Below are 24165 nucleotides of genomic sequence, written 5' to 3' on the forward strand. Positions count from 1 at the left end.
GCATCATCGCAGAACCAATAATACCAAACGCATGCTCAATACCATGCATCTGCAATACCTTAACAAAGGCCTCTTCTGTCGTCATCTTCATGAGTTCGTTCCTTATGAGTGAGTGTCGGTGTGGTTCTTAGACCACTTCATCCTTGAGGTAATACCAAACGTAGGCAAAGCGCTGACCCAACCGGCGGAAGGGTGTCAGCAGGCCGTGGCTGGGTAGTGGGGATGTGAAAATGGGCAGATTGAACACCTCATCCTTCACACCCGCGATTTGCTGCGCCATACGGCGCCCGGCTTGTGCCGAGTACATAACACCATTGCCGCCATAGCCCATCGCGTAAAAGACGCGCTCATCCGGATTGGGCTGGAAAATACGCGGCATCATGTCGTGGCTGACATCAACCCAGCCCCACCAGGAGTAGTCCAGATTGATGTCTTCCAGAGCTGGAAACTTGCGCGCAAGGCCTTTCTTGAGAAGCTCAAGGTGCTTGTCGTTTTCGGCGTCCCGACCGGTTACCGCCGATCGGCTGCCAATCTGCATCCGGTTGTCCGGCAGCAAACGATAGTAATGCCGCAATGTCCGCGTATCGGTCAGCGGGGATTTTGTCTGAATACCGCATTCGTCCAGTTCGGACTGAGTCAGCGGGCGCGTCACCAGCGAATTGGACAGGATCGGCATCAGCCTGTGCTTGGTCTTGTTGCTCAGGCCCGGAGGCGTGTAGCCAGCCGTCGCCAGCGCAACTGTCTTTGCCTTCACGATACCGCCAGGCGTGCGCAGATGGTGCACACCGTTTTTGGTTTCCCATCCCATGACCGGGCTGCCAGTATGGATTTTGACGCCCAGACGGCGGGCCATGTTGACATAGCCAAACGCCAGCTTTCCAGCGTGGATGCAGGTGCCATCCGGCTCCCACATCGCGCCATGAGCCTCCATGTCGCGGACATGTTCGGCGTGCAGCTCGTCGCGTCCAATGATGCGAGAGGCATAGCCGAACGTGTCGTTGAGCAGCGCACTTTCCTTTTCGAGCCCCGGCATGACCTTGGCGCGATGTGCGATGTAGTAATGTCCGCCCGGCTGCGGATCGCAGTTGATGTCATCGCTGGCGATCAGATCGTTGAACAACTCGAATGCTTCGGAAACTTCGCGATGCATTCCTTTTGCTGTCTCGACGCCCCAGCGCTGGATCCACTGAGACCGCTTCAGACGCCCGGATGAGATCTGGGCCTGCCCGCCATTGCGGGTCGAGCAGCCCCAGGCCACGGTGTTTGCCTCCAGAACGACGGCCTGAATTCCGTGTTCTTTGGCAAGGTGAATGGCGGTGGACAGGCCAGTATAGCCCGAGCCGATGACGACAACATCCGCCTCCATATCGCCCGATACAGGGCCATCATCCGCAGGCGGTTCACCTGCGGTTCCAATCCAGTATGTTGGCGCGTGGTCGCGGTTATGACCTGGACCGGCATCAGTGATGGGGTCGTATTTCGGATCATAACTGGTCTTCGGCCAGTGACGCGGGATGCTGTTGTCCACCATTCTTGTTTTTCTCCGGGGCTGCGCGCAGGGCGGCGGATCAGGCTTTGAACATCGGGCGCGTTTTGCGAAGCGCCTGCTTTACAATGATTTTTCCGTCACGAACGGTGAACAGATCGGCGCCTTCGGCCTCGATCCGCATTCCATTGGCATCGGTGCCTGAGAAGGTCCATTCCGATACTGCACGGTCACCGTGAACGAAGTGGCTGTGGTGATCCCAGTGCGCGTCCTTCATTCCGGCCCAGACGCCAGAGAACGCAGCTGCGATGGCTTCTGCACCTTCAACCTTGTTGCCATATTTTTCATCACCGGCAACGGTGTAGAACACGCAGTCGTCCGCAAAATGGGTCATCACACCGTCAATATCGTGACGGTTGAACGCGTCGAACGTGTCGGCCAGGTCCTGCGCGGTCAGGGTTTTGCTCATGGTATATTTCCTTTTGAGTGGGTTGGTTACGTCTCGTCCGGATGTGGGACGATCAGCGTTGGAATCTTGGACCGTCGCAAAACGCGTTTGGCGACGGTGCCGAGAAATGTGTGAGAGAAGCCGTGATCATGTGCGCCCAGCACGACAAGGTCACAGCCCAGTTCGACCGAGCGGCGCAGGATGACTTCGGCCGGATGTCCGTCGGTGACCTCGATCGAGGTCACCTGTTCACGGATCTTGGCATCTTCGCCTTCGAACTGTGCCCAGAACTTGGCTTGTCGCTCGGCCAGCACCTTGCGCACCATCTCGTGACGGCGCGTAGCTGCAGTTTTGCGGGTCTCTTCATTCAGGATGAATATTTCCATCGTGATCTTGGCGTCATCCGACAGCGGCTCGTTGACGTGAAGGACATGGATCTCGGCTCCGGTTGCCTGCGCAATACTGGCCGCATGTCGCAGGGCGTGACCCGAGTTTTCTGACAAGTCAGTGGCAAACAGAATGTTGGTTACCATTTGTTTCATGTCGTCATCCTTTCCGGGTTAGTAGCCAAGCAGCCGTGGAAGCCACAGCGACAGTTCTGGGAAGAAGGCGATGATGAAGATCGCGATCGTGTTGGCGGCCGCAAAGGGCAGCGCACGAAGCGAGATCTGTTCGATCGTGATGTTTGAGATACCCGACGCGATGAACAGGTTTTCACCCAGCGGCGGTGTCTGGAAGCCAATACCCAGCGTACAGACCATCACCACGCCAAAGTGGATCGGGTCGATACCTACCGAATAGGCCACCGGCAACATTACCGGAACCAGGATCAGGATGGTCGCCAGTGTTTCCATGAACATGCCAACGAACAGCAGGAAGAAGATGATCAGCGCCCAGATGACATAGAGGTTGTCAGTGAAGCTGAGCATCGAGTCCGCGATGATCGCCGGGATCTGGTTTTCCACTAGCAGACGCCCGAAGACCGTTGCAGTGAACAGGATCAGCAGGACGCGACCGGTCAGCCATGTGGTCGCTTCAAGCGACTGGAACAGAGATTGCCAGGTCAGTTCGCGGTAAATCACGACGCCGATGAACAGCGTATAGAAGATTGCGACAATTGCGGCCTCGGTCGGAGTGAAGAAGCCGGTGTAGATACCACCCAGGATTACCAGCGGCGCCATCAGCGACCAGAACCCGCGGTACATTTCACAGCCCACGTGGCGGATCGACCAGCCTTCGGCAACACCTTTGTAGCCGCGTTTTTTGGACATGAAATAGTTCAGGATCAGCAAGCTGGTGGCGATCAGGAAGGCCGGAACGAAACCCGCGATGAACAGCTTCGAGATCGAAACCGACTGGAAGGTCCCGAACTTCTCGACTGCTTCAACAGGCGGTGCCATACCGAGCGCGGCAATGCCGAAGATCACCATCGGGATGGAGGGAGGAATAATGATCCCGAGGCCGCCGGAAGAAGCGGTAATGGCAGAGGCATAGCCGCGCTCATAGCCGCGGTCGATCATCGCCGGGATCATCAGCATCCCGACGGCCGCGGTTGTTGCCGGGCCCGAGCCCGAAATGGCGCCGAAGAACAGACAGGCCATGACCGTCGCCGCCGAGATACCACCGGTGAATGGGCCGGCCAGACTTTCAGCGACGTTGATCAGGCGTTTTGAGATACCGGCGGCCTCCATAAGGGCCCCGGCCAGAATGAACGCAGGAAGCGCCATAAGCGGGAAAGCACCCACCGAGGTAAAGGCGATCTGCACGAATTTGATTGGGTTATCGCCCAGATACAGGAACGAGAACAGCGATGCCACGCCCAGAGCAACCGTGATCGGTGCGCCGATGAGTAGCAGTAGAAGAAACGATCCAAACAGGATTGTGACGATTTCGGATTCCATGGTTTTTCCTCCCTGCCTCAGTCGTGCTTGGCTGCTTCGGTGGCAGCTTTGATTTCGTCGAGGTCGATTTGATCAGGATCATGGATGTCTTCACCCTTGATCAGGCGGCGATAGTTCACCTGAATGATGCGGACGGTCATCAGCGCAAAGGCGATGGGCAGCACCATGTATATGTACTTCATCTCAACGCCCAGGGTCTGGGACTTCCAGAACTTGTTCATCTTGTTGAAGACGAAGTCCGTCGCCAGATACAGGAAGTAGACATTGAAGAAGAGCCAGAAGAGATCGGCAAAGGCTTCGATATACTTGATCCAACCGTCAGGCAGGAATTTGAACTGGAAAGTCACCCGGTTATGAGCGCCCTTCAGAGCAGCGTAGCTGGCGCCGAAATAGACGAACCAGACGAACATATAGACTGAGAGTTCCTCAATCCAGCTGACCGAAAAGCCGAAGACTTCGCGTGCGACGATCTGCACGAACAGCAGACAGACGAAACCGGACAGCAGTATCCGGCAGATGACGCTTTCTATATTGTCCAGAAATTTCCAGAACATGTGGTTTCACTCCTCCCTGAAATGAGAAGAGCGCCGTGGCGCTCTTCCCTGTCTCGCTCTGCGGCGATTATTGCTGGACCGGGTCGCGGCCGATGGCTTCGAGAACTGCGTTCAGTTTCTCAACACCACCGATCGACTCGTAGAACTGAGGCCATACGGCAGTGGTTGCCAGTTCGATGAACTCGGCTTCGTCATTTTCGGGATCGACGATTTCCATGCCCTTGGCGACCAGCTCTTCTTTGATCGCTGCTTCCGAGTCGCGCAGGAACTGAGCCGATTTCAGGGTCGCTTCCTGACCTGCTTCCAGAATGATCTGCTGGTCTTCTTCGCTCAGGCTCTGGAATACAGCCTCAGAGATGATCAGAGGTTCGATCGAGAAGATGTAGCGCAGGTTGGTGACGTGGTCCTGTACTTCGTAGAACTTCATCGCGTTGATGGTCATGTAGGGGTTGTCCTGACCGTCAACAACTTTGGTCTGCAGACCGGTGAAGGTTTCCGACCAGGCCATCGGAGTCGGGTTGATGCCCCAGGACTTGTAGGTCTCGATCATGATTTCGTTCTTGGGAACGCGGATGACCAGATCCTGCAGGTCAGCAACGGATGTGACCGGCTTTTTCGAGTTGGTCAGGCGACGGAAGCCGGTGTAGGTCCACGCGATGATGCGAACACCTGCGTCACGCAGCGTGTTTTCGGTCAGCTCCTGGCCGATCGGACCCTGGGTCAGGGTTTCGGCATCTTCCAGCGACAGGATCACGTAAGGCAGCGTGAAGACGCCAACCGAAGGCGAGAACGGCGTGACGTTGTTGATCGCCAGCAGCGACATGTCCAGCGTACCAATGGCCGCTTCATTCACGGTGTCCTGTTCCGAACCCAGCTGACCGTTCAGGAACAGCGTGGCGGTGTGGGCGCCGCCCGACTTTTCTTCCAGTGCTTCGACAAAGAACTTGCCGGTTGCTTCCTGCGGGCTGCCCGCACTGTCGCCGACCGCGATCTTGAAGTTCTTCGCGTCAGCTGCGCCAGCAACCATCAGCGCTGCCATGGATACTGCAGCGGTGAATGTGCCAAGCTTATTGATGAATGACATGGATGTCCTCCCATATGTCTGGTTTTCGAGGTGCGCGCTGGCCTGGGGAGAGATTAAACCAGTCCGATTCTGCCTCGGCGGCATGAAACTAACTTGTGTCGAGTGTTTCTTGGTTGTTAAACTTTGCGCGATAGGTTTCATAGATAGCGAACTTTGAGAATGAAGCACAAATCGCTTGCGACACGGATCGGAGATACCGACATTCGGTTGTTGCGGATTTTCAAGACAGTTGTGGAAAGCGGTGGATTGTCAGCTGCTGAAATCGAGCTGAATATCGGCAAATCCACGATCTCGAAACACATCTCTGATCTGGAATTGCGGCTCGATCTGAAGTTGTGCAATCGCGGGCCTTCGGGGTTCTCACTGACCGAAGATGGTGGAAAGGTACTGCGCGCGGCTGAGGACCTACTGATATCCGTTTCTCACTTCAGGACCGAAGTTAACGAAATCAAACAACAAATGGCGGGAACGATACGCGTTGCACTGTTTGATCAATGCGCCTCAAACCCGGAATCTCACCTGGCGCGGGCCATCCACAAGTTCAACGAAGCGGCCCCAGCCGTGCAGATCGAACTGTCGCTGGAACCGCCCAACGTCATCGAAACCATGGTCATTAGCGGGCATCTGGATGTCGGGATTATCGCACTGCACCGACCATCCGCCAGTCTTCAGTACGCGCCGCTTTATGGTGAGAACATGTTCCTGTATTGCGGTAAGGAACATCCTCTGTTTGACGCTTCGGATACCGAATTTGGAAAGGGCGACCTGCGCCGGTTCAACTATGCTGGTCTGAGCGTGAATTCGCCCAACCTGATTGTTGGTCAGCAGTTGGGCTTTCGCCGGGCGGCTAAAGTACAGAGCGAACAAGCGCTGGCCATACTGATACTGTCCGGCCGATACCTCGGCTTTCTGCCAGATCACCTAGCGCAGGAATTCGTCGATGGCGGGGTCATGAAGAGAGTGCTGCCAGACGAAATTCGGTATCGGACCCGATTTGCAGCGGCGACTCGCAAGCAACCAGCACCCACGCGCGTGTCCAAGCTGTTTCTCGACGTCTTGATGCAGGAGCATTCAGTCAATCGAGAAGGCGAGGTAAAACGGGTTTCAACCGCAAAGCGGTAAAGTGGCAACCCATTCGCGCCACACCAGCCCCTAAGCGGGATAAAACAAGTCAGAATAAAAAGATTGATGGCGGAGACGAAGGCCGCCTAACATTCATCATAATAATTTGAAAAATAATAAATTTATCAGGCGACCTTCTGCATGTACCACATTTCGCACCACCCAGAGACTCAAGGGGGGGGGGAGGTACTTGTTTCGCCAAGTTGGTGGGCACTTACTATGTTAAACTTAGTCATTCCCGTTGGTTGGGTCGAGCATAGAGCTACATTCTTTCATGTTAGATTGATGGCTAAGTTGCCCGCTCTTCTCCATATCCTCAATCCCGCATTCCATACCATTTAACAAAGCGAATAACAAATTGCTGGCCCACTCCCAATTAGGTTGCACCCAATACCCAAGGTACACCACAACAATGATTCCGGCGCCCCAAGTTTTGTCTATGTTTATCGCGAAACCGGACAACACGACCAGAGCTGAACCGATTGCTACAAAACCTGCGTGGGATGCACCGGACGTAAGGTAGGTGATCAGAACTAGTGCCAACCCTAAAAAAAGGGCAACCCGCTGATTTGTTGAAAAGATCGAGTACAGATTTAATATCCAATCCAACATCTAAGTCTTGCCCGCCGCCTCTATTTGCTAACGATGGCCAGGTGATATTCCTGAGCCCGTGATTTTCAATCAAGCTCGATAGAGGGAACATCTTTTATTTTCAATCTCTTAAATGCAAAATCGAAAGCTCGAGACGCCTCTAATTCCAATAGGTCAAGTTCTTTCGTGTGAAGATGGAAAGTCCTTTGATGCATGCCCTTTGGTTTCATTCTGAGAAACGCCGCGTGCTCATCGAGCCAGCCCAACTTGGCCTTAACTCGCTCAATCTTAGCAATCAAACGCTGCCAGTCTTCTTTCCTTTGAGATGGATAAACCAACTGGTGGCAGTGGCGACATGCAAAAATCTGCCCACCATATAAAATCGCCACGCGTTTTTCACAGCCACGTGCGGGACACTCAAACCACTGCCGAACTCCACCCAAATGACAGGGCTGAGATAGAAGGCGAACGGAGTAGTTCATGTCCTGCCACTCTTCTCCAGCGCGCCTAGACCGATAACGCAACAGGACTGTATCAGCCTTAACGTCCACGTTGATGCCGGCGACCTGTTCACCGTCACGGCTCCATTGCCAACCGAAAGCTTGGCCGGGAACCAGCAAGCCCTCTCTCGCCCAGCGTCGGATGTCCAAGCTCCGCATGGAATCCGTTGTGGCTTTCTCGTTCCAGCGCCAGTGGCGCCCGCTACCAATCCCGCCCATTTCAAGCCTCAAATTTTACCGAAATCATTTGGGAAATTTCGACAAAAGCTTAACATATTCCGCCAATTAACACAGCGGAGGCTTACAAGCTCCACGCCGATTGGTTACTTATCGGCCAAGCTATTTTAGGTCGATAGGATGACAAGGCCCGTTCATTAGTTCACAAACGAAGGTAGCAAATGAAAAATTTCGCGATATTGGTAGCAATCTGTGGTGCTGCATACCTAATTTATGATTTCCAGTCCGTGAAGCAGACTGCGAATGAAGCGCTTCGCGACGGAACTCTCAAAGGCGTAGAATCTTGCGTCGCATACTCTGCAAGTGAATTGGTAACCGCCGAAACCACTCGCAACGCATGTAGTGCACGCTTTCAGAAACGGCTTTACGAGAGCGACTTTGCTACAGGTCGCGCTGGTCCTTCTTTTGAACGAGGTGCAGTCAAGTTAGAAGGTTCACTGGAGAACAAGAAAACAAGCCATGTAACTACATGGGTTGTCTTAACCTTCTATACGTATGACGCCGACGGAAAAGAACGCAAATTTTCAACCGACACTTTCCTCTGGATAGAACCACGCAAGTCTACAGAATTCAGCGTAGCGCTCCCCGATGTGGAACCGGAAGATGTCCGTGACTTGGAATTCTGCGACCACGACAATGAAAATCCAAAGACATGCATGAGCTGGGGTGTAACCGATATTTTCGGTATTAAAATTTGAAGATTTTCATCCGGCTTTGCGGTAATGAGAGTGGTTAGTATTAGTGTTCCGAAGCGAAACCCAAGGAAGTTTCCGATTTTGTTTGGACGGGTTTCAGATTGGGGCGATACCTACGTGTTGGGTTTCAAAATCGAACCGTCAGGACGCTCTGTAGTTTCAAACTAGAACCGCAAAAAAAATCTAATGGGGTTGTATCTTTCACGGTACCTGACCACGTTAACCCCAGCACGTTTGAGAAAGAACCAAAAATGGTGTCAAACTATAGGTTTAAATGGCTTACGGACAAAGCTTGGGATGTCTCATCAAACGCCCTTTCTAAAGTTCAAGAAAACTCCTACGCCCTTGCTGATTGGTCGAAAGTTCAATTCGAAGAATACCTAGACTCTCAGAAACCGCTGGATGAAGCCAATTGGTTTGGCCGCGCAGCGTATGCATGTGAACAGCTTTCTGACTGCGTAGTGAACGAGAGCGGGTGGACCAGCAAAGCGGTATCTGTTGCTTCTAGCAAACTAGCAGGCGCTGCGGTTCCCGTTTCTTTTTTCTCTGTTGCGGCTTTGGTGGGTACAGCATCAACCGGAACCGCGATAGGCAGCCTGGGTGGTGCAGCGTTTACATCTAGTGCTTTGGCTTGGATTGGTGGCTCTGTTGCAATGGGAACGCTTGTTGTTGGCGGAGCAGCCGTCGCAGGTGCAGTTGCCGCACCCTTTGCCGTAAAACCGCTGGCCAATAAGTACCTATTGGGTCAAACACGAAAACTGGAAGACTTGTCCGAACCTGAAAAGCAGCTGGTTGATGCGTGTAGTGCTTTAGCTATCGGGCTTCGCCAAGCAGAAAAGGGAGGACTAGCTCTCACGCCGAAAGAGGCGTCAGCGCTGAATGAAGACGCGTTCGCCCCCCTTGTCGAAAAAGCCTCTGAAGTACTTCTGACTTCCCAAGTGTGGCCAATTATGCAGCGCCGTTGGTACAGGAACGCATTCACCGAATTGAGTTTTATTCGCGGTTTCGCCAAACACAAATCTACGCTCACTGAACCGCTAGTCGTTGGCCTTAGTTCAGCGCTTATCTTCAACCTTCTTTCAGACGGCCCACACGAATTCACTCTTGCCGAGCAAGACATGATGGATGCCATTAGACGTTCATCCAATGATTTGTCTGAAATGACAAATGAAGAGATTGCAGAACATGTACAGGCATTTTCACCCGCTGAATTGCAAGGTTTCAAAAACAACGTGAAAGGCATCGCTCACGAGTTGCAATTTGCTCGAGCGGAAAACAGCGACGGCGATGAGTTTCGTGTCGAGTTGTTTGAGGCCACTAATCACCCAGGTGCTGATGTTCAAGTCATTAACGTGGAAACAGGAGAAATCCGAGAATTCCAACTTAAGGCGACCTCATATGGAGCCTATGTTGAAGCTCATTTTGAAAAATACGAAGACACCCCAGCAATGACCACGTCTGAGGTTGCCGAGGAATATGGTTTTACATCCACTGGCATTTCTAACGAGCAACTTTCTCGCGACTTCGACAGCGCAACGGAGAAACTCGCCACGGACGCAGAGCCGGAAATCCTGGACACAATCGCATTTGCCGGAATCGTGTCGTTGGCCCGAAATGTGCGGGTGCTTTTGGACGGTAGTGTTCTCAGTGAAGAGGCCCGCAAAACTGCTGTTAAGCGAAGTATGCAGGCGGGCCTCATCGCGGGAATAACGGAACTGATAATTTAAGCCACCCGACGTTTCTTACCTCGGAAATGCCGCCAGTCATTCGATGCGATTTCACGCCCTTTTGTCCGCTGCATTGGCTTCGTTGTGAGCCGCCATTCGTGGGCTTTGCGGTGATACCAGTTGCCTTCCTTTTCCAGTACCAAGAATCCGTGCTGCACCAGCTCTTTGTAGGCCCGCTGAACGGTTGCCTTGCCCATCCCCAGCAACTCTCCGGCCTCGGCATAGGATAGCGTCAGGGCGCCGTTGTTACCGCCGTTGTAGCGTGTGTGAAGCTCTAACCAGAGGCGCACTGCTGCGCCCGATAGACTGCGCCAGGCATCGCTGCGCAACTGAGCGTAGGGGAGAGGCACATACTGCCCCTCCGACTTTTGCTTGCTCCGCCCCATGTTCAGCCGGCATCCGGAGTGTCTGCGTCTGGTTCTCCGAAATCTGCAGCAACGCTCACCGAGCACTTGAGTTCCTTACGCAGTGCTTTTGCGGACCTCGGAAAGTCCAGTGCACGCCAATCACAACGTGCTGGCAAACGATAGTGCGCAATGCGTTCCGGCCCCCTGTAGTCCGTCTGAATTGGCCAGTGATAATTGCGCCGCAGATTGTGGATGATTGCGCCAAGTCGCCATCCCTGCACCTCGCCGATTTCATCCATGTGGTTGATTGTGCGCCCCTGAACCAGAGCCTCACAGGTCCAGTAAATTTGCGTCCGATTGCTGTGCCAGTGATTAGCCATGCTCGATTTTTCCTTTTCGGATTTTGAGAGATTGAACGGAGTTACTTTGCTCGCACCAGCGGAACCGCCGTTCGATTTGTGTTGCAGGGTCGTGGCCCGTCATGGCATCTACTGAACTTGCTAGGGTGGCAGTTGATGTCACTGGAAAGGCCCTGACCCCGCGTGCGGAGTTGGGGTTTTTCATTAAGCGGCTTCCCCATCGGGGATTCCGCGCTGGGAGGAAAGGTAGGCGTTTAGGTCGGTTCCGTGATACCCAATACGCCGCCCGATGCGGATAAAGGCTGGCCCACGATTGCGGTGCCGCCATTGGGCAAGCTTCTCCACAGTGCCCAGAACACGCAGCTCCGGGTCCTCCGGGAAGAAAATTCTATCTTCGTCAAAAATGTTAGCCATCGCTATTTCCTCTCTTAGGAACAGTTTCGATGGACTTAAATTACGCTCGTTACATTCACGAAATAGACATCATGATTAGAAAACGTTTCGATACGCTGTTATGATTTCCTTCCCGGCTTTGACAGCTCAGGGTTAGATTCTGCGGCTAATTTCCAGTAGAACTCAAATTTCCTAGCCGACAGGTTTGGAAAGTGGTTTTTAACTTCAGCCTTAGTCAACTTTCCAGAGTTTGTTAGGGCGAGAATTTTCTTAGTAGCATTTTTGTTATTCTCATCGTAGTCAGGGTTTTGTTTCAACAAGTCCCTCAATACATTTCCAGTCTTGGGGAAGTCAGCCTCGTGAATGCAAAGCGACCAACCATCAAATCGCTTAACATATTTAAATATTCGCTGATTTTCTTCATATCGAACGGTCTCGTATTCCAACATCGGCTCTACAAGCTCACGAATTCTGTCACGTTCTCCTTCAAGTTTTTGATAGTCAATCATCCAGTATTCGGTATCAACGCAACTATACTTCGCGTCCCTATTGGCTAGGAAATCATCGTCGTCCAAGTATTCATCAGCGTTAGGAAGAACGACCGTTTTACTGACCTCAAGAATTAATCCCTCAATTGACGCAACAAATATTCTTGGAAGCTCAATCAAAAACCTATCCACCATCGTTTTTTGGAGTATTTCCTTACGCCTATTGTAGTTTGAAAGCATAGCCTGCCACTCCGCCAAATGTTCGGGACTGCCTTCATCGCTGCTTAAATTTCGCCGGTCAGTATCGAAAGCTTCACTGGCCAAGCCTAGCGCCATTTGCCAGGCCAAAGCGTGTATATCTAGTACGGGTCTAAATCCGATGGGCGAAATCACAGTCTATCCTCTCAAATCAGTATTTTAGCTTGCTAGAAAAACGGACCACTGGCCAAGCAAGTCTCTCCTACGCTCCAACAAATCTGACCTCGCATCTGCTCGCTCTACTTCAGTCCCGATTTGGTGCGCTAGCGCTGCTTCAGCGACTTCACGCGGTGCATCAGAAATTTCAGCGGCCCAATCACGAAACGTGCTGCGAAACCCATGCACCGTAAAATTGCCACGACCCATGCGTCGCAAAAGCATAAGCATCGACATATTTGATAACGGATGGTGCCGTTTCTGACCTTCAAACACGTATTTCGAAGCCATTGCCTTCATCGGCTCCAAAATCCGCAACATTTCACCTGTCAAAGGAACACGGTGCGGCTTGCCGCCCTTCATGCGCTCTTTGGGAATGGTCCAATGCCGCGAGTCCCAATCGATTTCGTCCCATGTCATATCAAGCACTTCGGAGGTGCGACAGGCGGTTAGAATTGTGAACTGCAACGCTTTGGCAGCAGTGGCCGCACGCTTGTCTAACTCTGCGTAGAAGGCTGGCACATCCTGCCACGGCATCGCGTCGTGGTGGTGCACCTTGGCTTTCACCTTGGGCAACACGCCCGCTTCCTTCACCGCTGTGACGGGGTTCTCTCCCTCACGAAAGCCTGAAGCCTTTGCGACATCCAAAACCGCCTTGATGCGCTGGGCGAGCCTCTTGGCTGTTTCGTGTTTAGCCGTCCAAATTGGGGAAAGGCACATCAACACTTCGGGCTGGCGAATAGCATCAACTGGCATCCGCCCAATCTTGGGGAAAGCATAATCGCGCAAAGTGTTCAGCCACTGTTGCCCGTGTTTCGCATTCTTCCAAGTAGGTAGGCGGTCAATATGTACTTGGCGGCTGAGTTCTTCGAAAGTTGGCACTTCGCGTTTGGTGTTGTATCGCGGGTTAAGCCCCGATTTCGCCATGCGTCGATATTCCAAAGCCCGCTCACGGGCTTGGTTGAGCGTAACCACATCAGCCCCACCCAAACCAAAGTCAGTGCGCAGCGGTGCGCCCTTGGCATTCTTCTGCCCTTTGACCGTGACACGCACAATCCAGCGTCGTGCACCGGAAGGGTCAACAACGAGATAAAGCCCAGCACCGTCGCCATGACGCCCAGGTCCAAGGTTCTCAACTAGCTTTTTGGTTAGCTTCCCGCCCAGCGCCGCCACTCGACATACCACCTTATGTACCACACAATGAAAGCGTACAACGGCAACCGAATGAAACCTAGAAAAACCTAGATTGAGTAACTTGTTTCAGGTTTTCTTAGATTTAAGGCGGTTTGCGCCACCCAAGAAAATCGAACGAAAAGTGTGGGTGGCGGAGACGAAGGGATTCGAACCCTCGAGACGGTTTCCCGCCTACTCCCTTAGCAGGGGAGCGCCTTCGACCACTCGGCCACGTCTCCGCTGGCCGGTATATCCTCGCCTGTCACCAAGATACAAGGCGATTTTCGAGGCGGCCGGGATTTTTCTGAAAACACGTGTGTCAGTCAAAGCAGGCCATTGAATTGAAAGGTTTCCTCGTAGTGCGCCTGAGCATGCAGAACTGTATGCTAGAACCTCAGCATTCCAGTTGATGACTGAGTGAATCGGATGCGTCTTCAATCAGGTAAATATGCGGCTTTGAATAGAATTCTTGTATATTGTATGCGTTTTAATGCATATTTGTTCAAAATTAGATTTCAAATGATCAAATAAATATACGAATTGAGGACAAGACCGGGCAGAAGGTGCATCGCGCCTGAAAGGAACCTGTTGTGAAGGGGGCTCGGGATTGATCTGGTTAAGAGTTTTGCCTGTGTTATGTGTTGTCTTGTTGCTGCCGACGCAGGTTTTTTCTTCTATTGGCAAGGTTCTCAGCATCAAGCCTGGCGCGGAAATTACACGCGCAGGCGAGACCATCCGTATACGCGAGGGTATGGAAGTTGCTTCGGGTGATACCATTGCAACCGACAACAAAGGGGTCGTTCAGCTCATTTTTGTGGACGAAACCAAGATTGCGATCGGCCCGAATGCGCATATGGTTCTCGATGTCACGATGTTGCGCGGAAAGAACAAGGCCAAGAGCTTTGCAGTTCAGGCCCTGGGTGGCAGTTTCCGTTTCATTTCAGGCAAAAGCAGAAAGCGTGCTTATTCAATCAGGACGCCCACAGCAACGATGGCGGTGCGTGGTACAACCTTTGATATGTGGATCGATTCGGATCGCCAGAGCGCCATGCTTGTTCTGGAAGGTACTGTGAGAATGTGTAGCCTGCGGGGTGGGTGCCGCTCGACCGGTCGCCAGTGCAGTCTCTTTGCGACCAGCCAGAGGGGAAATATCGGCCGACCGATAGATCGGGCGGAATACGACAAGGCGCTTCAACAGGGATTCCCGTTCATTCAATCCCAAGAAAGACTGCTGCGTCCATTTCAGGTGGCGGCCGAAGGGTGCTCGGGTGACAGGGCGCCTCAGCAGGTATCTGTGCAAACCGAGCATTCCGAACAGCAGCCAAGCCCGCCGCAGCGAGAAGCAGAGAGGGTTGCGCCCGCCACAGCGACTGCTGCGGCACCATCAAGCCCCGAACCTCCGGCACCAGCGCAACCTGATGACATGTCAGATCCGCACTTATCCGACCCGGAGCCAGCCGGTCAGTCGGACCCGGGCGCGAATACGGATTCTGGCCAAGGCTCGGGCGACGGGTCCGGGGACCAGAGCGACGGAAGCCAGGGCTAGCGCAGGTGCCGAACGCAATCCCTGCAACCAGATGACTGGAGATCCATTTGGCTGGCAGAAGAAAGGAGAAAAATAGCCGTCGACTGGCATTTGCACTGGTCGGTCTGGGGTTGATCCTGCTTGGATGTTTCATTCGGGTCGTCGATCCATATCCGGTCCGAATGTCGCGCCTGATTTACTTTGACGTACTGCAGAGGTTGTCGCCAAGGGAGTACAATCCGGATCTTCCGGTCCGGGTTTTAGATATTGATGAGGAATCTCTGGCCGAGTGGGGGCAGTGGCCCTGGCCCCGAACATTGATGGCTGAAATGGTCGCGCGGTTGGGAGATTATGGTGCTGCTGCCATCGCTTTTGACATGCTGTTTGTCGAACCTGACCGGTACTCTCCCTCACGCTTGGTGAATGATCCTGCCTTATCGGGTTTGCTGAACCTAGGAGAGGACGCAGCTCAGCTCGACAATGATGAACTGTTTGGTGCCGAAATAGCCAACTGGCCCGTCATTCTGGGGGTTGCTGCACGGTCAGCTCAGGCAAACCGAGAAATTGTACCCAAGGCAGGGATCATCGAAATCGGCGAAATGCCCGCATCAGGCCTGGTTGCGGTGCCGCATTGGACCCCGCCCGCACCACCTTTGGGCCGCGATGCGGCCGGTATCGGTGGAGTAAATGTTTCACCATTGGGTGGTACCGGCGTAGTGCGGCGGGTTCCGGCCTTGTGGGGCAGTCCGGATGGTGTGTTGCCAAGCCTCTGGGCCGAAGCCCTGAGGGTGGCCATGGGTGAAGCCATCATTATTGCAGAGGGCGCACCTGACGAAGCCGGGATCATGCTGGCCGTCGAGATTGGCGGTTTCCGATTGCCAACAACGGAAAACGGAGAGGTTTGGGTCAGATACAGACGCGACGTACCGGATTTGTATCTTTCGGCAAACGATGTGATGCAACGGTCCGATGATCCTGCGCTGCGAGCAGAGATCGAAGGCCGAATAATTCTGGTTGGTACCTCTGCCGCGGGATTGTTCGATATGCGCCAAACCGCGCTGGGGCAATCTGTACCCGGCGTTTCCATACATGCCCAGATCATCGAACAGGTTCTGACTGAAGAGATGCTGAGCAGGTCGGATGTCACTGCAGCGCTAGAGCTTCTGGCGTTCATCATCCTGGGGCTGGTGGTCATTCTGGTCATGTCCAGATTTGGTGCGGTTGCTTCTTTCCTAGCAGGTGGGTTTTCAGCCGCAATCGTGTTGGGCATCAGCTGGATGGCCTTTCGGAACCAGCTGGTTCTTTTTGATGTGACTTTTCCATTGCTGGGCGGGATGGCGAATTTCGGTTTGCTGGCAGGCTATTTGTTCATTTCGACCGAGCGCGAGAAACGTATTATCCGCCGAATATTCTCGCATTATGTTGCGCCGGAAATTCTGGACGAGATGGATGCGCATGGCCATCAGCTGGAGCTGGGCGGCACGACGCAGGAAATAACGGTGATGTTTTCGGACATCCGGGGATTTACCACGCTGGCGGAATCAACGTCAGCAACCGATTTGGTGACGGTGTTGAATGACCTGTTTTCCGAACTGGGCGATCAGATTCTCACCGAGCGCGGAACGATCGATAAGTTTATCGGTGACGCGGTGATGGCGTTCTGGAATGCGCCCTTGCAGGTCGAGGGTCATCCCCTGAGGGCTGCGCAGGCCGCGTTGCTGATGCGGCGGGCCTTGGTCAAATTCAATACATCAGACGTGATGCAGGGCCGACCGCCAATCGCGCTGGCCACCGGATTGGCGACGGGTCAGGCCTGTGTGGGGAATATCGGCTCTCGACGGCGATTCAATTACACCGTGATCGGGGATGTCGTGAATGTAGCCGCTCGGGTCGAACAGAATTGTCGCCACGTTGACTATGATATCCTCGTCTCAAGCGCGGTGTTTCATGCTGCCGGTCAGGATTTGGCGATGCTTGAGGCAGGTTTTGTTGACCTCAAGGGAAAAAGCAAACCAGAACCTGTGTTTGTCTTGATAGGCGATCAAGAACTGGCACAAAGTCCGGTGTTTTCCGAATTGGAGAGCGCACACCAGAATCTGGTTGCCGCAATCAGGGATCGTCAGCCTCAGGTTTTCATCGAAGAACTTTGCAGCGAATGCCGCGATCTGGCTGAAGGTGTTGAGCCCGGCCTTACAGGTCTTTACAGAAAGCTGCCGGGACGGGTTGCTGATTTCCGGACTGATGTTCCGTCAGAGCATGTAATGTTCAGCCACGCGCGACATCTGAAAAAGGTTTCGCGTTAAGGCGTGAAGGTCTGAACAAGACGGCTAAATGAAACGAGCCGCTGCTTCTAATATAAGCAGCGGCTCGCCTAGATCGGATGGGAGTTCAGCCTCGCCCCCTCGAATACCATCTAAAACAAAACAACCTAAACTTTTCGATATATTCGAGACTGTCTCTGTTTCCGATCTGATGAAACCTTAATGCACCATTGCGAGACGCACGACAGTGAAGCAGTTCACATTAAATAAATTTTTTTATTTAACGCCAGTCAAAAAAACCTTCACCGGCTTGCTGCAACAGATTCTGAGCCATCTCGCGAGCCATTTCCGGACCATCCTCAATTGCGCTGATCTGGTCTGCGGCAATGGCGTCCGCACCGTTGGGTCGCAGCACTTCGCCACGCAGACGCAGGCGTCCGTTCTCAATCTCTGCTAGACCGGCAATTGGTGTCTCGCAGGATCCGTCCAGTGCGGCGAGTAAGGCGCGCTCTGCCGCCAGTCGTTGCGCTGTTTCCGTGTGATGAATCGCTTCGAGCATTTCCGCCGCGCGGTTGTCTGTGCTGCGCCTTTCAATGCCGATGGCGCCCTGTGCAATTGCAGGCAGCATGTCATCGGGCGATATTGCTGTTGCGGGAACCTCGTCCATCTGCAGGCGGCGTATGCCCGCCATGGCCAGAAACGTGCACTCTGCAACGCCGTCAGCCAGCTTTTTCAGCCGTGTCTGCACGTTGCCCCGAAATTCAACAACCTGCAGGTCAGGTCTGCGGTGCAACAACTGAGCCCGACGGCGAAGGGAAGAAGTGCCAACGACGGCTCCTTCGGGCAAATCCTGAATCGCGTTCAGTTTGGGCGAGATAAACGCATCACGAACGTCTTCGCGCGGCAGGAACGTGTCCAGAACCAACCCCTCGGGTTGTTCAACCGGCATGTCCTTGGTCGAATGTACAGCGATATCGATATCGCTGCTCAGCATTGCCTCTTCGATTTCCTTGGTGAACAGCCCCTTGTTCCCGATCTCTTTCAACGGGCGGTCCGCATCGATCATGGCGCGATTGTCGCCGGTTGTCTTGATCACCACGATCTCAAACGCGTCCTGCGGTAGATCAAAGGCATCTGACAGACGTTGCCGGGTTTCATAGGCTTGCGCCAAAGCCAGAGGGGATCCTCGTGTACCAATCCTCAAGGGCGATGCGGGTGTGGGCAGGTTCAGTGTCATGCGCTCAGCTTTAGTCGCGTCACATTGCCCTGACAATGGGGGCAGAGCTTGACAAATTGCCGCCGAAGGCTGACCCGTTGCGCCAAACCGGACGATTGGGGACGAACATGGCCGAGACAAAGAAACTGCTGCGTGCATTGGCGGGTGAGGTGCAGGATGTACCTCCGATCTGGATGATGCGTCAGGCCGGGCGGTATCTGCCGGAATATCGTGCAACCCGCGCACAGGCAGGGGATTTTCTTTCGCTCTGCTATAATCCCGAGCTGGCCGCAGAAGTAACGCTGCAGCCCATTCGTCGCTATGGGTTTGATGCGGCGATCCTGTTCGCGGACATTCTGCTGGTGCCACAGGCGCTGGGCGCGGATTTGTGGTTTGTCACGGGTGAAGGCCCGCGCCTGTCCACAATCACGCAGCAGTCGGATTTTGATGCCCTGAAACCGGTGGATGTGATTGACGAAACCCTGTCCCCTGTTTACGAGACAGTGCGCATTCTGTCCCGGGAACTGCCGTCTGAGACAACGCTGATCGGATTTGCCGGGGCGCCCTGGACTGTTGCGACCTACATGATCGCCGGACGCGGAACCCCAGATCAGGGGCCGGCACATGCGTTGCGCGAAGAAAACACAGCATTGTTCGAAGCATTGCTGGATCGCATCACCGCTGCGACGATTGAGTACCTGTCGATGCAGATCGAAGCCGGTGCCGAAGTGGTCAAAATTTTCGACAGCTGGGCCGGATCGCTGAAGGGTGACGACTTCCGCAAATATGCAGTTGACCCATGCCGGATCATCACGCAGGCCATCAAGGCACGTCATCCCGGTATCCCGGTGATCGGATTCCCGCGTGAGGCCGGTGATGGCTATGTCGGCTTTGCAAAAGCGACAGGGGTTGATTGTGTGGCACTGGACAACTCAGTCTCGCCGGAATGGGGCGCTGCTCATGTTCAGGTCGACGGTTGTGTTCAGGGCAATCTGGCCTCGAAACACATGGTGACAGGCGGACAGGCGCTGGTCGACGAGACCCGACATATTGTCGAGGCTTTTTCCAAAGGTCCGCACATTTTCAACCTTGGGCACGGCATCACTCCGGACGCAGATCCGGAAAATGTTCAACTGATGATCGACACGGTGCGCAGCCGCTGAGCGGCGCGCAACCTGTCCGGTTCAATTGGTTTCTCAGCGGGCCTGAGGTTTTTGCCTGGGACTGAGTTCAGCCAAGATATCTTCGCTGTGTTCACCTCGTGCCGGGCTGGGTTTTGCGGTCCAATTGGCCGTTGAAAACCGAGGCGCTGCTGCCGCTTGCAGCGTTCCATCTACTTCCTGCCAAGTATCGCGTGCGGCGTTCATCTGATGATCGCGCGCCTCCATCGGGCTGAGAACCGGGGCGACGCAGGCATCGGTGCCCTGGAACAGATCCGCCCAATAGTTGCGTGGTTGGCTTGCAAAAAGCGTAGCAAGTCGATCGGTTAGCGAGGGCCAGAGTTTGGGATCATATTGTTGTTGAAACTCTGCGTCGTCGCTCAATCCCATTAACTGCAGAAACTGTTCATAAAACTTCGGCTCAAGGCACTGGACAGTCACGAAGCCACCATCAGCGCAGCTATAGGCGCGGCTCCAATGTGGTCCATCCAGTAGGCTCTGCCCTCGGGCCTCAGACAGATTGCCGGTCTGGCGCAAGCTCATCAACAGATTCATCATATGGGCTGAGCCGTCATAAATCGCGGCGTCGACAACCGTTCCCTGACCGGTTTTCTGCGCGTTCAGCAGGCCCGCCAGAATGCCGGTGACAAGATACATGGCGCCTCCGCCAATATCCCCGACCAGTGTCGCTGGGGTCTGAGGTGCTTGGCCGGGTGCAGATGCGTACCAGAGCGCCCCGGACATTGCGATATAGTTGAGGTCATGTCCCGAGGTGTCAGACAAAGCGCTGTCCTGCCCCCAACCTGTCATGCGGCCATAGACCAGCTTAGGATTGGTGCTGAGGCAGACATCAGGTCCAAGGCCCAGTTTTTCCATCACCCCGGGGCGAAAGCCCTCGATCAGTGCATCTGCCGAAGCGATCAGCGCTTTAGCAGTTTCCAGATCACCGGTGTCCTTCAGGTCGAGCGCGATTGAGCGCTTGCCTCGATCAAGCAAGGAGCGTTCTGGCATGCCAGGAGTGACAGCGCCGCCTTTGCGGTGGATGGTGATGACATCGGCGCCCAGATCAGCCAACAACATGGCGGCGAATGGGCCCGGACCCAGCCCTTCGATCTCGACGACGCGAATTCCGTTCAGCATTCAATTTCTCCCTTTCGGCAAAGGTTCCGGCGCAGCGGTGGGAAAGCAAGAGCAACCGCCTGCGACGTGACGTCGTTCCCGGAATTGCTAGGTGCGTACACGCGCGGGTGGTTTGCTGGGCCTGACCAGAGGAGGATCAGATGTCGGTAGTGTCATACGAAAAGGACGGACGCATTGCGCGGATCGCGCTCAATCGGCCCGAAGTGATGAATGCGATCAATGACGAGTTGCCGGTTCAACTTGCCGAAGCTGTGGCGCGCGCCGACTCCGACACGGATATCCATGTGATGGTCCTGTCAGGCAATGGCACGGCCTTTTGTGCCGGATATGACCTGACCTTTTATGCTGAAGGCAACGGCTCGGGTGAGGTAACGCAGCCCATGCCGTGGGATCCGATCAAGGATTACAGCTTTATGTGGCGAAACACGCAGCATTTCATGTCGCTTTGGCGGGCGATGAAGCCGGTGATCTGCAAGGTGCACGGATTTGCCGTAGCAGGGGGGTCTGATATCGCACTTTGCGCCGATCTGACCATCATGTCCGAGGACGCGCAGATCGGATACATGCCAGCAAGGGTCTGGGGATGTCCGACCACCGCCATGTGGGTTTATCGGTTGGGCGCGGAAAAGGCCAAACGGATGCTTTTTACAGGTGACAAGATCACCGGTCGCGAAGCTGCAGATATGGGGCTGGTGCTGAAGGCTGTGCCCGCTGACCAATTGGATGATGTGGTCGAGGAAATGGCAGCCCGGATGGCGACGGTTCCGATCAATCAGCTGGCAATGCAGAAGATGGTCATCAATCAGGCAATCGAGCAGACAGGAATGCTGCAAACCCAGCGGCTCGCCACGATTTTTGACGGCATCACAAGGCATTCGCCGGAAGGGATCAATTTCAAGAAACGGTCCGAAGAGGTCGGCTGGCGGCAAGCTGTGGCCGAGCGGGACGAAGGCACATGGGACTGGACCGCGAACGAGGAATTACCGAAACGCAACCGATAGACCGCTTGTCACAACCGCGCCCGGGCCTTAGCGTCACAGGCGGGATGGACGAGCGAGGGGATGATGCGCCTCTGGATTATGATTTGTGTCGCCATGGTGTTGGCGATCCTGACGGCTATTGTGGTGCAACTGCACCCGCCGGGTACCGTGCGGCTGGCTTCTGGCCCGGCTGGTGGGGCCTATGTCGAAGAAGCGGAAGATTATGCCGATATTCTGGCGCGGGATGGCATTCAGGTCGAGATTATCAAGACTGCCGGTTCGGTTGAAAATGCGCAGCTTCTGGAAGAGGGGCAGGTTGATGCCGCTTTCCTGCAGGGCGGTATTCAGGTGGACAAAAACAGTGCCGAGGCGCTGGGCGCGATGTTCTATGAGCCCGTTATCTTTCTGGTGCGCAATGACGCTGTGATCCCCGGAAACCCGGCTCTCTGGCGGGGTCTGCGGATCAACAGCGGAGCTGAAGGATCAGGCACTGCAGCCACATTCCGAGAATTCGAACGCGCGGTCGGATTGTCGTTGTCCGACAACACGCATCTATCCATTCCCTATGGGGAGGCCGTGAGTGCCTTGTTGAACGGGCAACTGGATATCGCGGTTTATGTCGCGCCGATTGAGGCACCCTATTTGCAGGATGCCTATCACGAGCCGGATCTGCGTGTGTTGGAACTGGATCATGTCCAAGCAATCTCGCGCCGGCTGTCACATGCTACGGTGGTAACAGTGCCAACCGGGGGCATGTCGCTTGAGCCCGTACATCCGCCTAGGCCGGTTGAACTGATCGCGCTTGAGGCGCGGCTGGTTGTGCGCCCTGATTTGCACCCGGCCTTGGTCAATCGTCTGACTATGGCGGCGATCGAGCTTTACCATCAGCAGGGGATCATAACCAACTCGGGTGAGTTTCCGAGTATTGAGGGTACGGGTCTGACGGTGAACAATACGGCCCGTCAGCTGATCCTGGACGGCCCGTCAACCTGGCACAATTGGCTACCCTACTGGGTCGCCGCACAAATTAACCGTGTGCTTCTGCTCTTTCTGCCATTCTTCTTTATCGTCGTTCCGCTGTTTCGGCTTTTGCCACTGGCGTATGCCTACATCATGCGTTGGCGTGTCTGGCAGCACTACCCGGAAATCCGACAGATTGAGGAAGAGCTGGGCAATCATCCAAGCCCGGAAGAGCTGCGTGATATGCAAACCCATTTGAACGAACTGGATGAGCGGCTGGCCGGGCTGCGCCTGCCCGCAGCCTATCGGCAGGGACAGTATGATGCCCGCCTGCATCTGGAACTGGTTCAGAAACGGATTTCCGAGATGCAGAGGCTTGCCGAAGGTGGAGAGCCGGTCAGTACCGGCCCTTGACCTCGGCGCGCGCGACCTGACGTGCCTTTTGCTTTTCGCGGAAAAAGACGAACAGTCCGGATCCCATGATCAGCAGGATGCCCAGCCATACAATGGGGTCGGGCAGTTCGCCCCAGATCAACCATCCCCATAAGATGGCCATGGGAAGGCCAGTGTATTCAAACGGTGCAACTGTGGCCGCGTCTGCCATCCGGTAGGCTTGTGCAAGACAGTAACCGACCACGCCGGAATTCAGGCCAAGGGCAATCATGTAAATCCAGTCCCCGTCAGCGGGCCAGGTCCATGCGCGAAGCAGAAAGTTCAGGCTTGGGTCGCTGGCCCCGGCGGCAAAGCGGCCATCACCGGCGACCACGAAGAACGCAAGAGACACCAGAATGAACATGCCCTGAATGTAGATGGCCAACGCCGAGGCTTTGGTTGTGGCACCCAGTTTACGCGTCAGGATCTGATTGGCGGCATAGGTCAGGGCCGACAGTACCGGCAGCATCAGAACGATCCTGTTTGCGGTTTCAGCCTCTCCGCCTTCCCACGGGCGTTGCATGATCACCACCCCGGCAAAACCGGCTACAACGGCGGTGATCCGCATGGGGCCAACCTTTTCGCCCAGAAATGGGATCGACAGGACTGTGATGAACAAAGGGGCAGCGAAGAACAATGCCGTGACTTCGGCCAGCGGTGCCGCCGCCAGGGCGACGAAGAACGTCATGTTCGAAACCACAACCATCAGACATCGGACGATATGCAGCCAGGGATGGCGCGTCTTCAACAGGCTGACGCCGCCTTCATATTGCAAAAGCGCAAAGGACAGCAGGATACCGATGGAGGATCGAAGAAAGACCATCTGATGCAGGGGATACCCTGAGGAAAGCTGTTTGATCAGCATGTCATTGACCGAAATGGCCACCATCCCCGCCACGATGAAGGTGATACCAGCTGTCGCATTACTCTGAGGAGCGTTGGTCATGGTAATCCTTGTCAGGCATAAATCCT

Annotated in this window: 24 protein-coding genes and 1 tRNA gene; 8 read left to right on the top strand and 17 right to left on the bottom strand. The window is 54.5% G+C overall.

The window, feature by feature from the left end; genetic code table 11:
- Positions 1–127: 127 nt before the first annotated feature.
- The 6 genes from ACR0CW_RS08505 to ACR0CW_RS08530 all read right to left on the bottom strand — a co-directional run bounded on the left by ACR0CW_RS08505 (position 128) and on the right by ACR0CW_RS08530 (position 5473).
- Positions 128–1531: an NAD(P)/FAD-dependent oxidoreductase gene (locus ACR0CW_RS08505; protein WP_480787466.1), complete on the bottom strand. Its 1404-nt coding sequence runs from the start codon at positions 1529–1531 to the stop codon at positions 128–130.
- A gap of 37 nt (positions 1532–1568) precedes the next feature.
- A complete protein-coding gene (locus ACR0CW_RS08510; RefSeq protein WP_155142170.1) occupies positions 1569–1955 on the bottom strand; it encodes a nuclear transport factor 2 family protein in 387 nt (128 codons plus the stop codon).
- 26 nt (positions 1956–1981) lie between these two features.
- Positions 1982–2476 carry a universal stress protein gene (locus ACR0CW_RS08515; RefSeq protein WP_155142168.1) on the bottom strand — a complete coding sequence of 165 codons (495 nt, stop codon included), beginning with the start codon at positions 2474–2476 and terminating at the stop codon, positions 1982–1984.
- A gap of 18 nt (positions 2477–2494) precedes the next feature.
- Positions 2495–3835: a TRAP transporter large permease gene (locus ACR0CW_RS08520; RefSeq protein WP_155142166.1), complete on the bottom strand. Its 1341-nt coding sequence runs from the start codon at positions 3833–3835 to the stop codon at positions 2495–2497.
- Positions 3836–3852: 17 nt separating this feature from the next.
- The gene (locus ACR0CW_RS08525) at positions 3853–4389 is read right to left on the bottom strand and encodes a TRAP transporter small permease (RefSeq protein WP_155142165.1); all 537 of its coding nucleotides are present in this window, start codon (positions 4387–4389) and stop codon (positions 3853–3855) included.
- Positions 4390–4456: 67 nt separating this feature from the next.
- A complete protein-coding gene (locus ACR0CW_RS08530) occupies positions 4457–5473 on the bottom strand; it encodes a TRAP transporter substrate-binding protein (protein WP_155142163.1) in 1017 nt (338 codons plus the stop codon).
- A 159-nt stretch (positions 5474–5632) separates the two neighbouring features.
- On the opposite strand from ACR0CW_RS08530, the gene ACR0CW_RS08535 reads away from it, so the two are divergent.
- Positions 5633–6595: a LysR family transcriptional regulator gene (locus ACR0CW_RS08535; RefSeq protein ID WP_480787467.1), complete on the top strand. Its 963-nt coding sequence runs from the start codon at positions 5633–5635 to the stop codon at positions 6593–6595.
- A 228-nt stretch (positions 6596–6823) separates the two neighbouring features.
- Here the strand turns inward: ACR0CW_RS08535 and ACR0CW_RS08540 are convergent, their stop codons facing one another.
- Positions 6824–7207, bottom strand: a complete 384-nt coding sequence (locus ACR0CW_RS08540; RefSeq protein ID WP_480787468.1) for a hypothetical protein — start codon at positions 7205–7207, stop codon at positions 6824–6826.
- A gap of 65 nt (positions 7208–7272) precedes the next feature.
- On the bottom strand, positions 7273–7905 hold the full coding sequence (locus ACR0CW_RS08545; RefSeq protein ID WP_480787469.1) for a hypothetical protein: 633 nt from the start codon (positions 7903–7905) through the stop codon (positions 7273–7275).
- A 179-nt stretch (positions 7906–8084) separates the two neighbouring features.
- Here ACR0CW_RS08545 and ACR0CW_RS08550 point away from each other — a divergent pair, with 179 nt between their 5' ends.
- On the top strand, positions 8085–8621 hold the full coding sequence (locus ACR0CW_RS08550) for a hypothetical protein (RefSeq protein ID WP_480787470.1): 537 nt from the start codon (positions 8085–8087) through the stop codon (positions 8619–8621).
- A gap of 248 nt (positions 8622–8869) precedes the next feature.
- A complete protein-coding gene (locus ACR0CW_RS08555; protein ID WP_480787471.1) occupies positions 8870–10345 on the top strand; it encodes a hypothetical protein in 1476 nt (491 codons plus the stop codon).
- Here ACR0CW_RS08555 and ACR0CW_RS08560 read toward each other — a convergent pair.
- From ACR0CW_RS08560 to ACR0CW_RS08585, 6 genes are all read right to left on the bottom strand, one after another.
- Positions 10342–10695, bottom strand: a complete 354-nt coding sequence (locus ACR0CW_RS08560) for a helix-turn-helix domain-containing protein (protein WP_480787472.1) — start codon at positions 10693–10695, stop codon at positions 10342–10344. The two genes, ACR0CW_RS08555 and ACR0CW_RS08560, sit on opposite strands and share 4 nt — an antisense overlap.
- A gap of 38 nt (positions 10696–10733) precedes the next feature.
- Positions 10734–11072 carry a hypothetical protein gene (locus ACR0CW_RS08565; protein WP_480787473.1) on the bottom strand — a complete coding sequence of 113 codons (339 nt, stop codon included), beginning with the start codon at positions 11070–11072 and terminating at the stop codon, positions 10734–10736.
- 183 nt (positions 11073–11255) lie between these two features.
- The gene (locus ACR0CW_RS08570) at positions 11256–11465 is read right to left on the bottom strand and encodes a MerR family transcriptional regulator (RefSeq protein ID WP_480787474.1); all 210 of its coding nucleotides are present in this window, start codon (positions 11463–11465) and stop codon (positions 11256–11258) included.
- A gap of 98 nt (positions 11466–11563) precedes the next feature.
- Positions 11564–12325 carry a hypothetical protein gene (locus ACR0CW_RS08575; protein ID WP_480787475.1) on the bottom strand — a complete coding sequence of 254 codons (762 nt, stop codon included), beginning with the start codon at positions 12323–12325 and terminating at the stop codon, positions 11564–11566.
- Positions 12326–12349: 24 nt separating this feature from the next.
- Positions 12350–13519 (bottom strand): tyrosine-type recombinase/integrase, encoded by a 1170-nt coding sequence (locus ACR0CW_RS08580; protein ID WP_480787476.1) that lies wholly within the window; start codon positions 13517–13519, stop codon positions 12350–12352.
- Positions 13520–13668: 149 nt separating this feature from the next.
- Positions 13669–13758: transfer RNA gene (locus ACR0CW_RS08585), tRNA-Ser, on the bottom strand.
- Positions 13759–14126: 368 nt separating this feature from the next.
- Between ACR0CW_RS08585 and ACR0CW_RS08590 the strand changes: the two genes are divergently transcribed.
- Entirely contained in the window at positions 14127–15065 is a 939-nt protein-coding gene (locus tag ACR0CW_RS08590) for a FecR family protein (RefSeq protein WP_480787477.1), read from the top strand.
- A gap of 47 nt (positions 15066–15112) precedes the next feature.
- On the top strand, positions 15113–17347 hold the full coding sequence (locus ACR0CW_RS08595; protein ID WP_480787478.1) for a CHASE2 domain-containing protein: 2235 nt from the start codon (positions 15113–15115) through the stop codon (positions 17345–17347).
- 238 nt (positions 17348–17585) lie between these two features.
- Here ACR0CW_RS08595 and hemC read toward each other — a convergent pair whose 3' ends face one another.
- Positions 17586–18542, bottom strand: coding sequence for a hydroxymethylbilane synthase (gene hemC / locus ACR0CW_RS08600; RefSeq protein ID WP_480787479.1), 957 nt, complete (start codon positions 18540–18542; stop codon positions 17586–17588).
- Between the two features lie 107 nt (positions 18543–18649).
- Between hemC and hemE the strand changes: the two genes are divergently transcribed.
- Positions 18650–19684: a uroporphyrinogen decarboxylase gene (gene hemE / locus ACR0CW_RS08605; RefSeq protein WP_480787480.1), complete on the top strand. Its 1035-nt coding sequence runs from the start codon at positions 18650–18652 to the stop codon at positions 19682–19684.
- Positions 19685–19717: 33 nt separating this feature from the next.
- On the opposite strand, the gene ACR0CW_RS08610 is transcribed toward hemE, so the two are convergent.
- Positions 19718–20821 carry a CaiB/BaiF CoA transferase family protein gene (locus ACR0CW_RS08610; protein ID WP_480787481.1) on the bottom strand — a complete coding sequence of 368 codons (1104 nt, stop codon included), beginning with the start codon at positions 20819–20821 and terminating at the stop codon, positions 19718–19720.
- Positions 20822–20961: 140 nt separating this feature from the next.
- On the opposite strand from ACR0CW_RS08610, the gene ACR0CW_RS08615 reads away from it, so the two are divergent.
- Together ACR0CW_RS08615 and ACR0CW_RS08620 are read left to right on the top strand one after the other, a co-directional pair.
- Complete coding sequence (locus ACR0CW_RS08615) at positions 20962–21822, top strand: crotonase/enoyl-CoA hydratase family protein (protein ID WP_480787482.1); 861 nt, start codon at positions 20962–20964, stop codon at positions 21820–21822.
- A gap of 63 nt (positions 21823–21885) precedes the next feature.
- Positions 21886–23175, top strand: coding sequence for a TAXI family TRAP transporter solute-binding subunit (locus tag ACR0CW_RS08620; protein ID WP_480787483.1), 1290 nt, complete (start codon positions 21886–21888; stop codon positions 23173–23175).
- Here the strand turns inward: ACR0CW_RS08620 and ACR0CW_RS08625 are convergent.
- Positions 23159–24139 carry a DMT family transporter gene (locus ACR0CW_RS08625; RefSeq protein WP_480787484.1) on the bottom strand — a complete coding sequence of 327 codons (981 nt, stop codon included), beginning with the start codon at positions 24137–24139 and terminating at the stop codon, positions 23159–23161. The genes ACR0CW_RS08620 and ACR0CW_RS08625 overlap by 17 nt on opposite strands.
- Between the last annotated feature and the right edge of the window lie 26 nt (positions 24140–24165).

It is taken from the genome of Ruegeria sp. CH6 (assembly GCF_056537005.1).

Coding starts and splice junctions, on each gene's coding strand:
- ACR0CW_RS08505 (WP_480787466.1), bottom strand. CDS start 1,531: ATGGTGGACAACAGCATCCCGCGTCACTGGCCGAAGACCAGTTATGAT.
- ACR0CW_RS08510 (WP_155142170.1), bottom strand. CDS start 1,955: ATGAGCAAAACCCTGACCGCGCAGGACCTGGCCGACACGTTCGACGCG.
- ACR0CW_RS08515 (WP_155142168.1), bottom strand. CDS start 2,476: ATGAAACAAATGGTAACCAACATTCTGTTTGCCACTGACTTGTCAGAA.
- ACR0CW_RS08520 (WP_155142166.1), bottom strand. CDS start 3,835: ATGGAATCCGAAATCGTCACAATCCTGTTTGGATCGTTTCTTCTACTG.
- ACR0CW_RS08525 (WP_155142165.1), bottom strand. CDS start 4,389: ATGTTCTGGAAATTTCTGGACAATATAGAAAGCGTCATCTGCCGGATA.
- ACR0CW_RS08530 (WP_155142163.1), bottom strand. CDS start 5,473: ATGTCATTCATCAATAAGCTTGGCACATTCACCGCTGCAGTATCCATG.
- ACR0CW_RS08535 (WP_480787467.1), top strand. CDS start 5,633: ATGAAGCACAAATCGCTTGCGACACGGATCGGAGATACCGACATTCGG.
- ACR0CW_RS08540 (WP_480787468.1), bottom strand. CDS start 7,207: ATGTTGGATTGGATATTAAATCTGTACTCGATCTTTTCAACAAATCAG.
- ACR0CW_RS08545 (WP_480787469.1), bottom strand. CDS start 7,905: ATGGGCGGGATTGGTAGCGGGCGCCACTGGCGCTGGAACGAGAAAGCC.
- ACR0CW_RS08550 (WP_480787470.1), top strand. CDS start 8,085: ATGAAAAATTTCGCGATATTGGTAGCAATCTGTGGTGCTGCATACCTA.
- ACR0CW_RS08555 (WP_480787471.1), top strand. CDS start 8,870: ATGGTGTCAAACTATAGGTTTAAATGGCTTACGGACAAAGCTTGGGAT.
- ACR0CW_RS08565 (WP_480787473.1), bottom strand. CDS start 11,072: ATGGCTAATCACTGGCACAGCAATCGGACGCAAATTTACTGGACCTGT.
- ACR0CW_RS08570 (WP_480787474.1), bottom strand. CDS start 11,465: ATGGCTAACATTTTTGACGAAGATAGAATTTTCTTCCCGGAGGACCCG.
- hemC (WP_480787479.1), bottom strand. CDS start 18,542: ATGACACTGAACCTGCCCACACCCGCATCGCCCTTGAGGATTGGTACA.
- hemE (WP_480787480.1), top strand. CDS start 18,650: ATGGCCGAGACAAAGAAACTGCTGCGTGCATTGGCGGGTGAGGTGCAG.
- ACR0CW_RS08610 (WP_480787481.1), bottom strand. CDS start 20,821: ATGCTGAACGGAATTCGCGTCGTCGAGATCGAAGGGCTGGGTCCGGGC.
- ACR0CW_RS08615 (WP_480787482.1), top strand. CDS start 20,962: ATGTCGGTAGTGTCATACGAAAAGGACGGACGCATTGCGCGGATCGCG.
- ACR0CW_RS08620 (WP_480787483.1), top strand. CDS start 21,886: ATGCGCCTCTGGATTATGATTTGTGTCGCCATGGTGTTGGCGATCCTG.
- ACR0CW_RS08625 (WP_480787484.1), bottom strand. CDS start 24,139: ATGACCAACGCTCCTCAGAGTAATGCGACAGCTGGTATCACCTTCATC.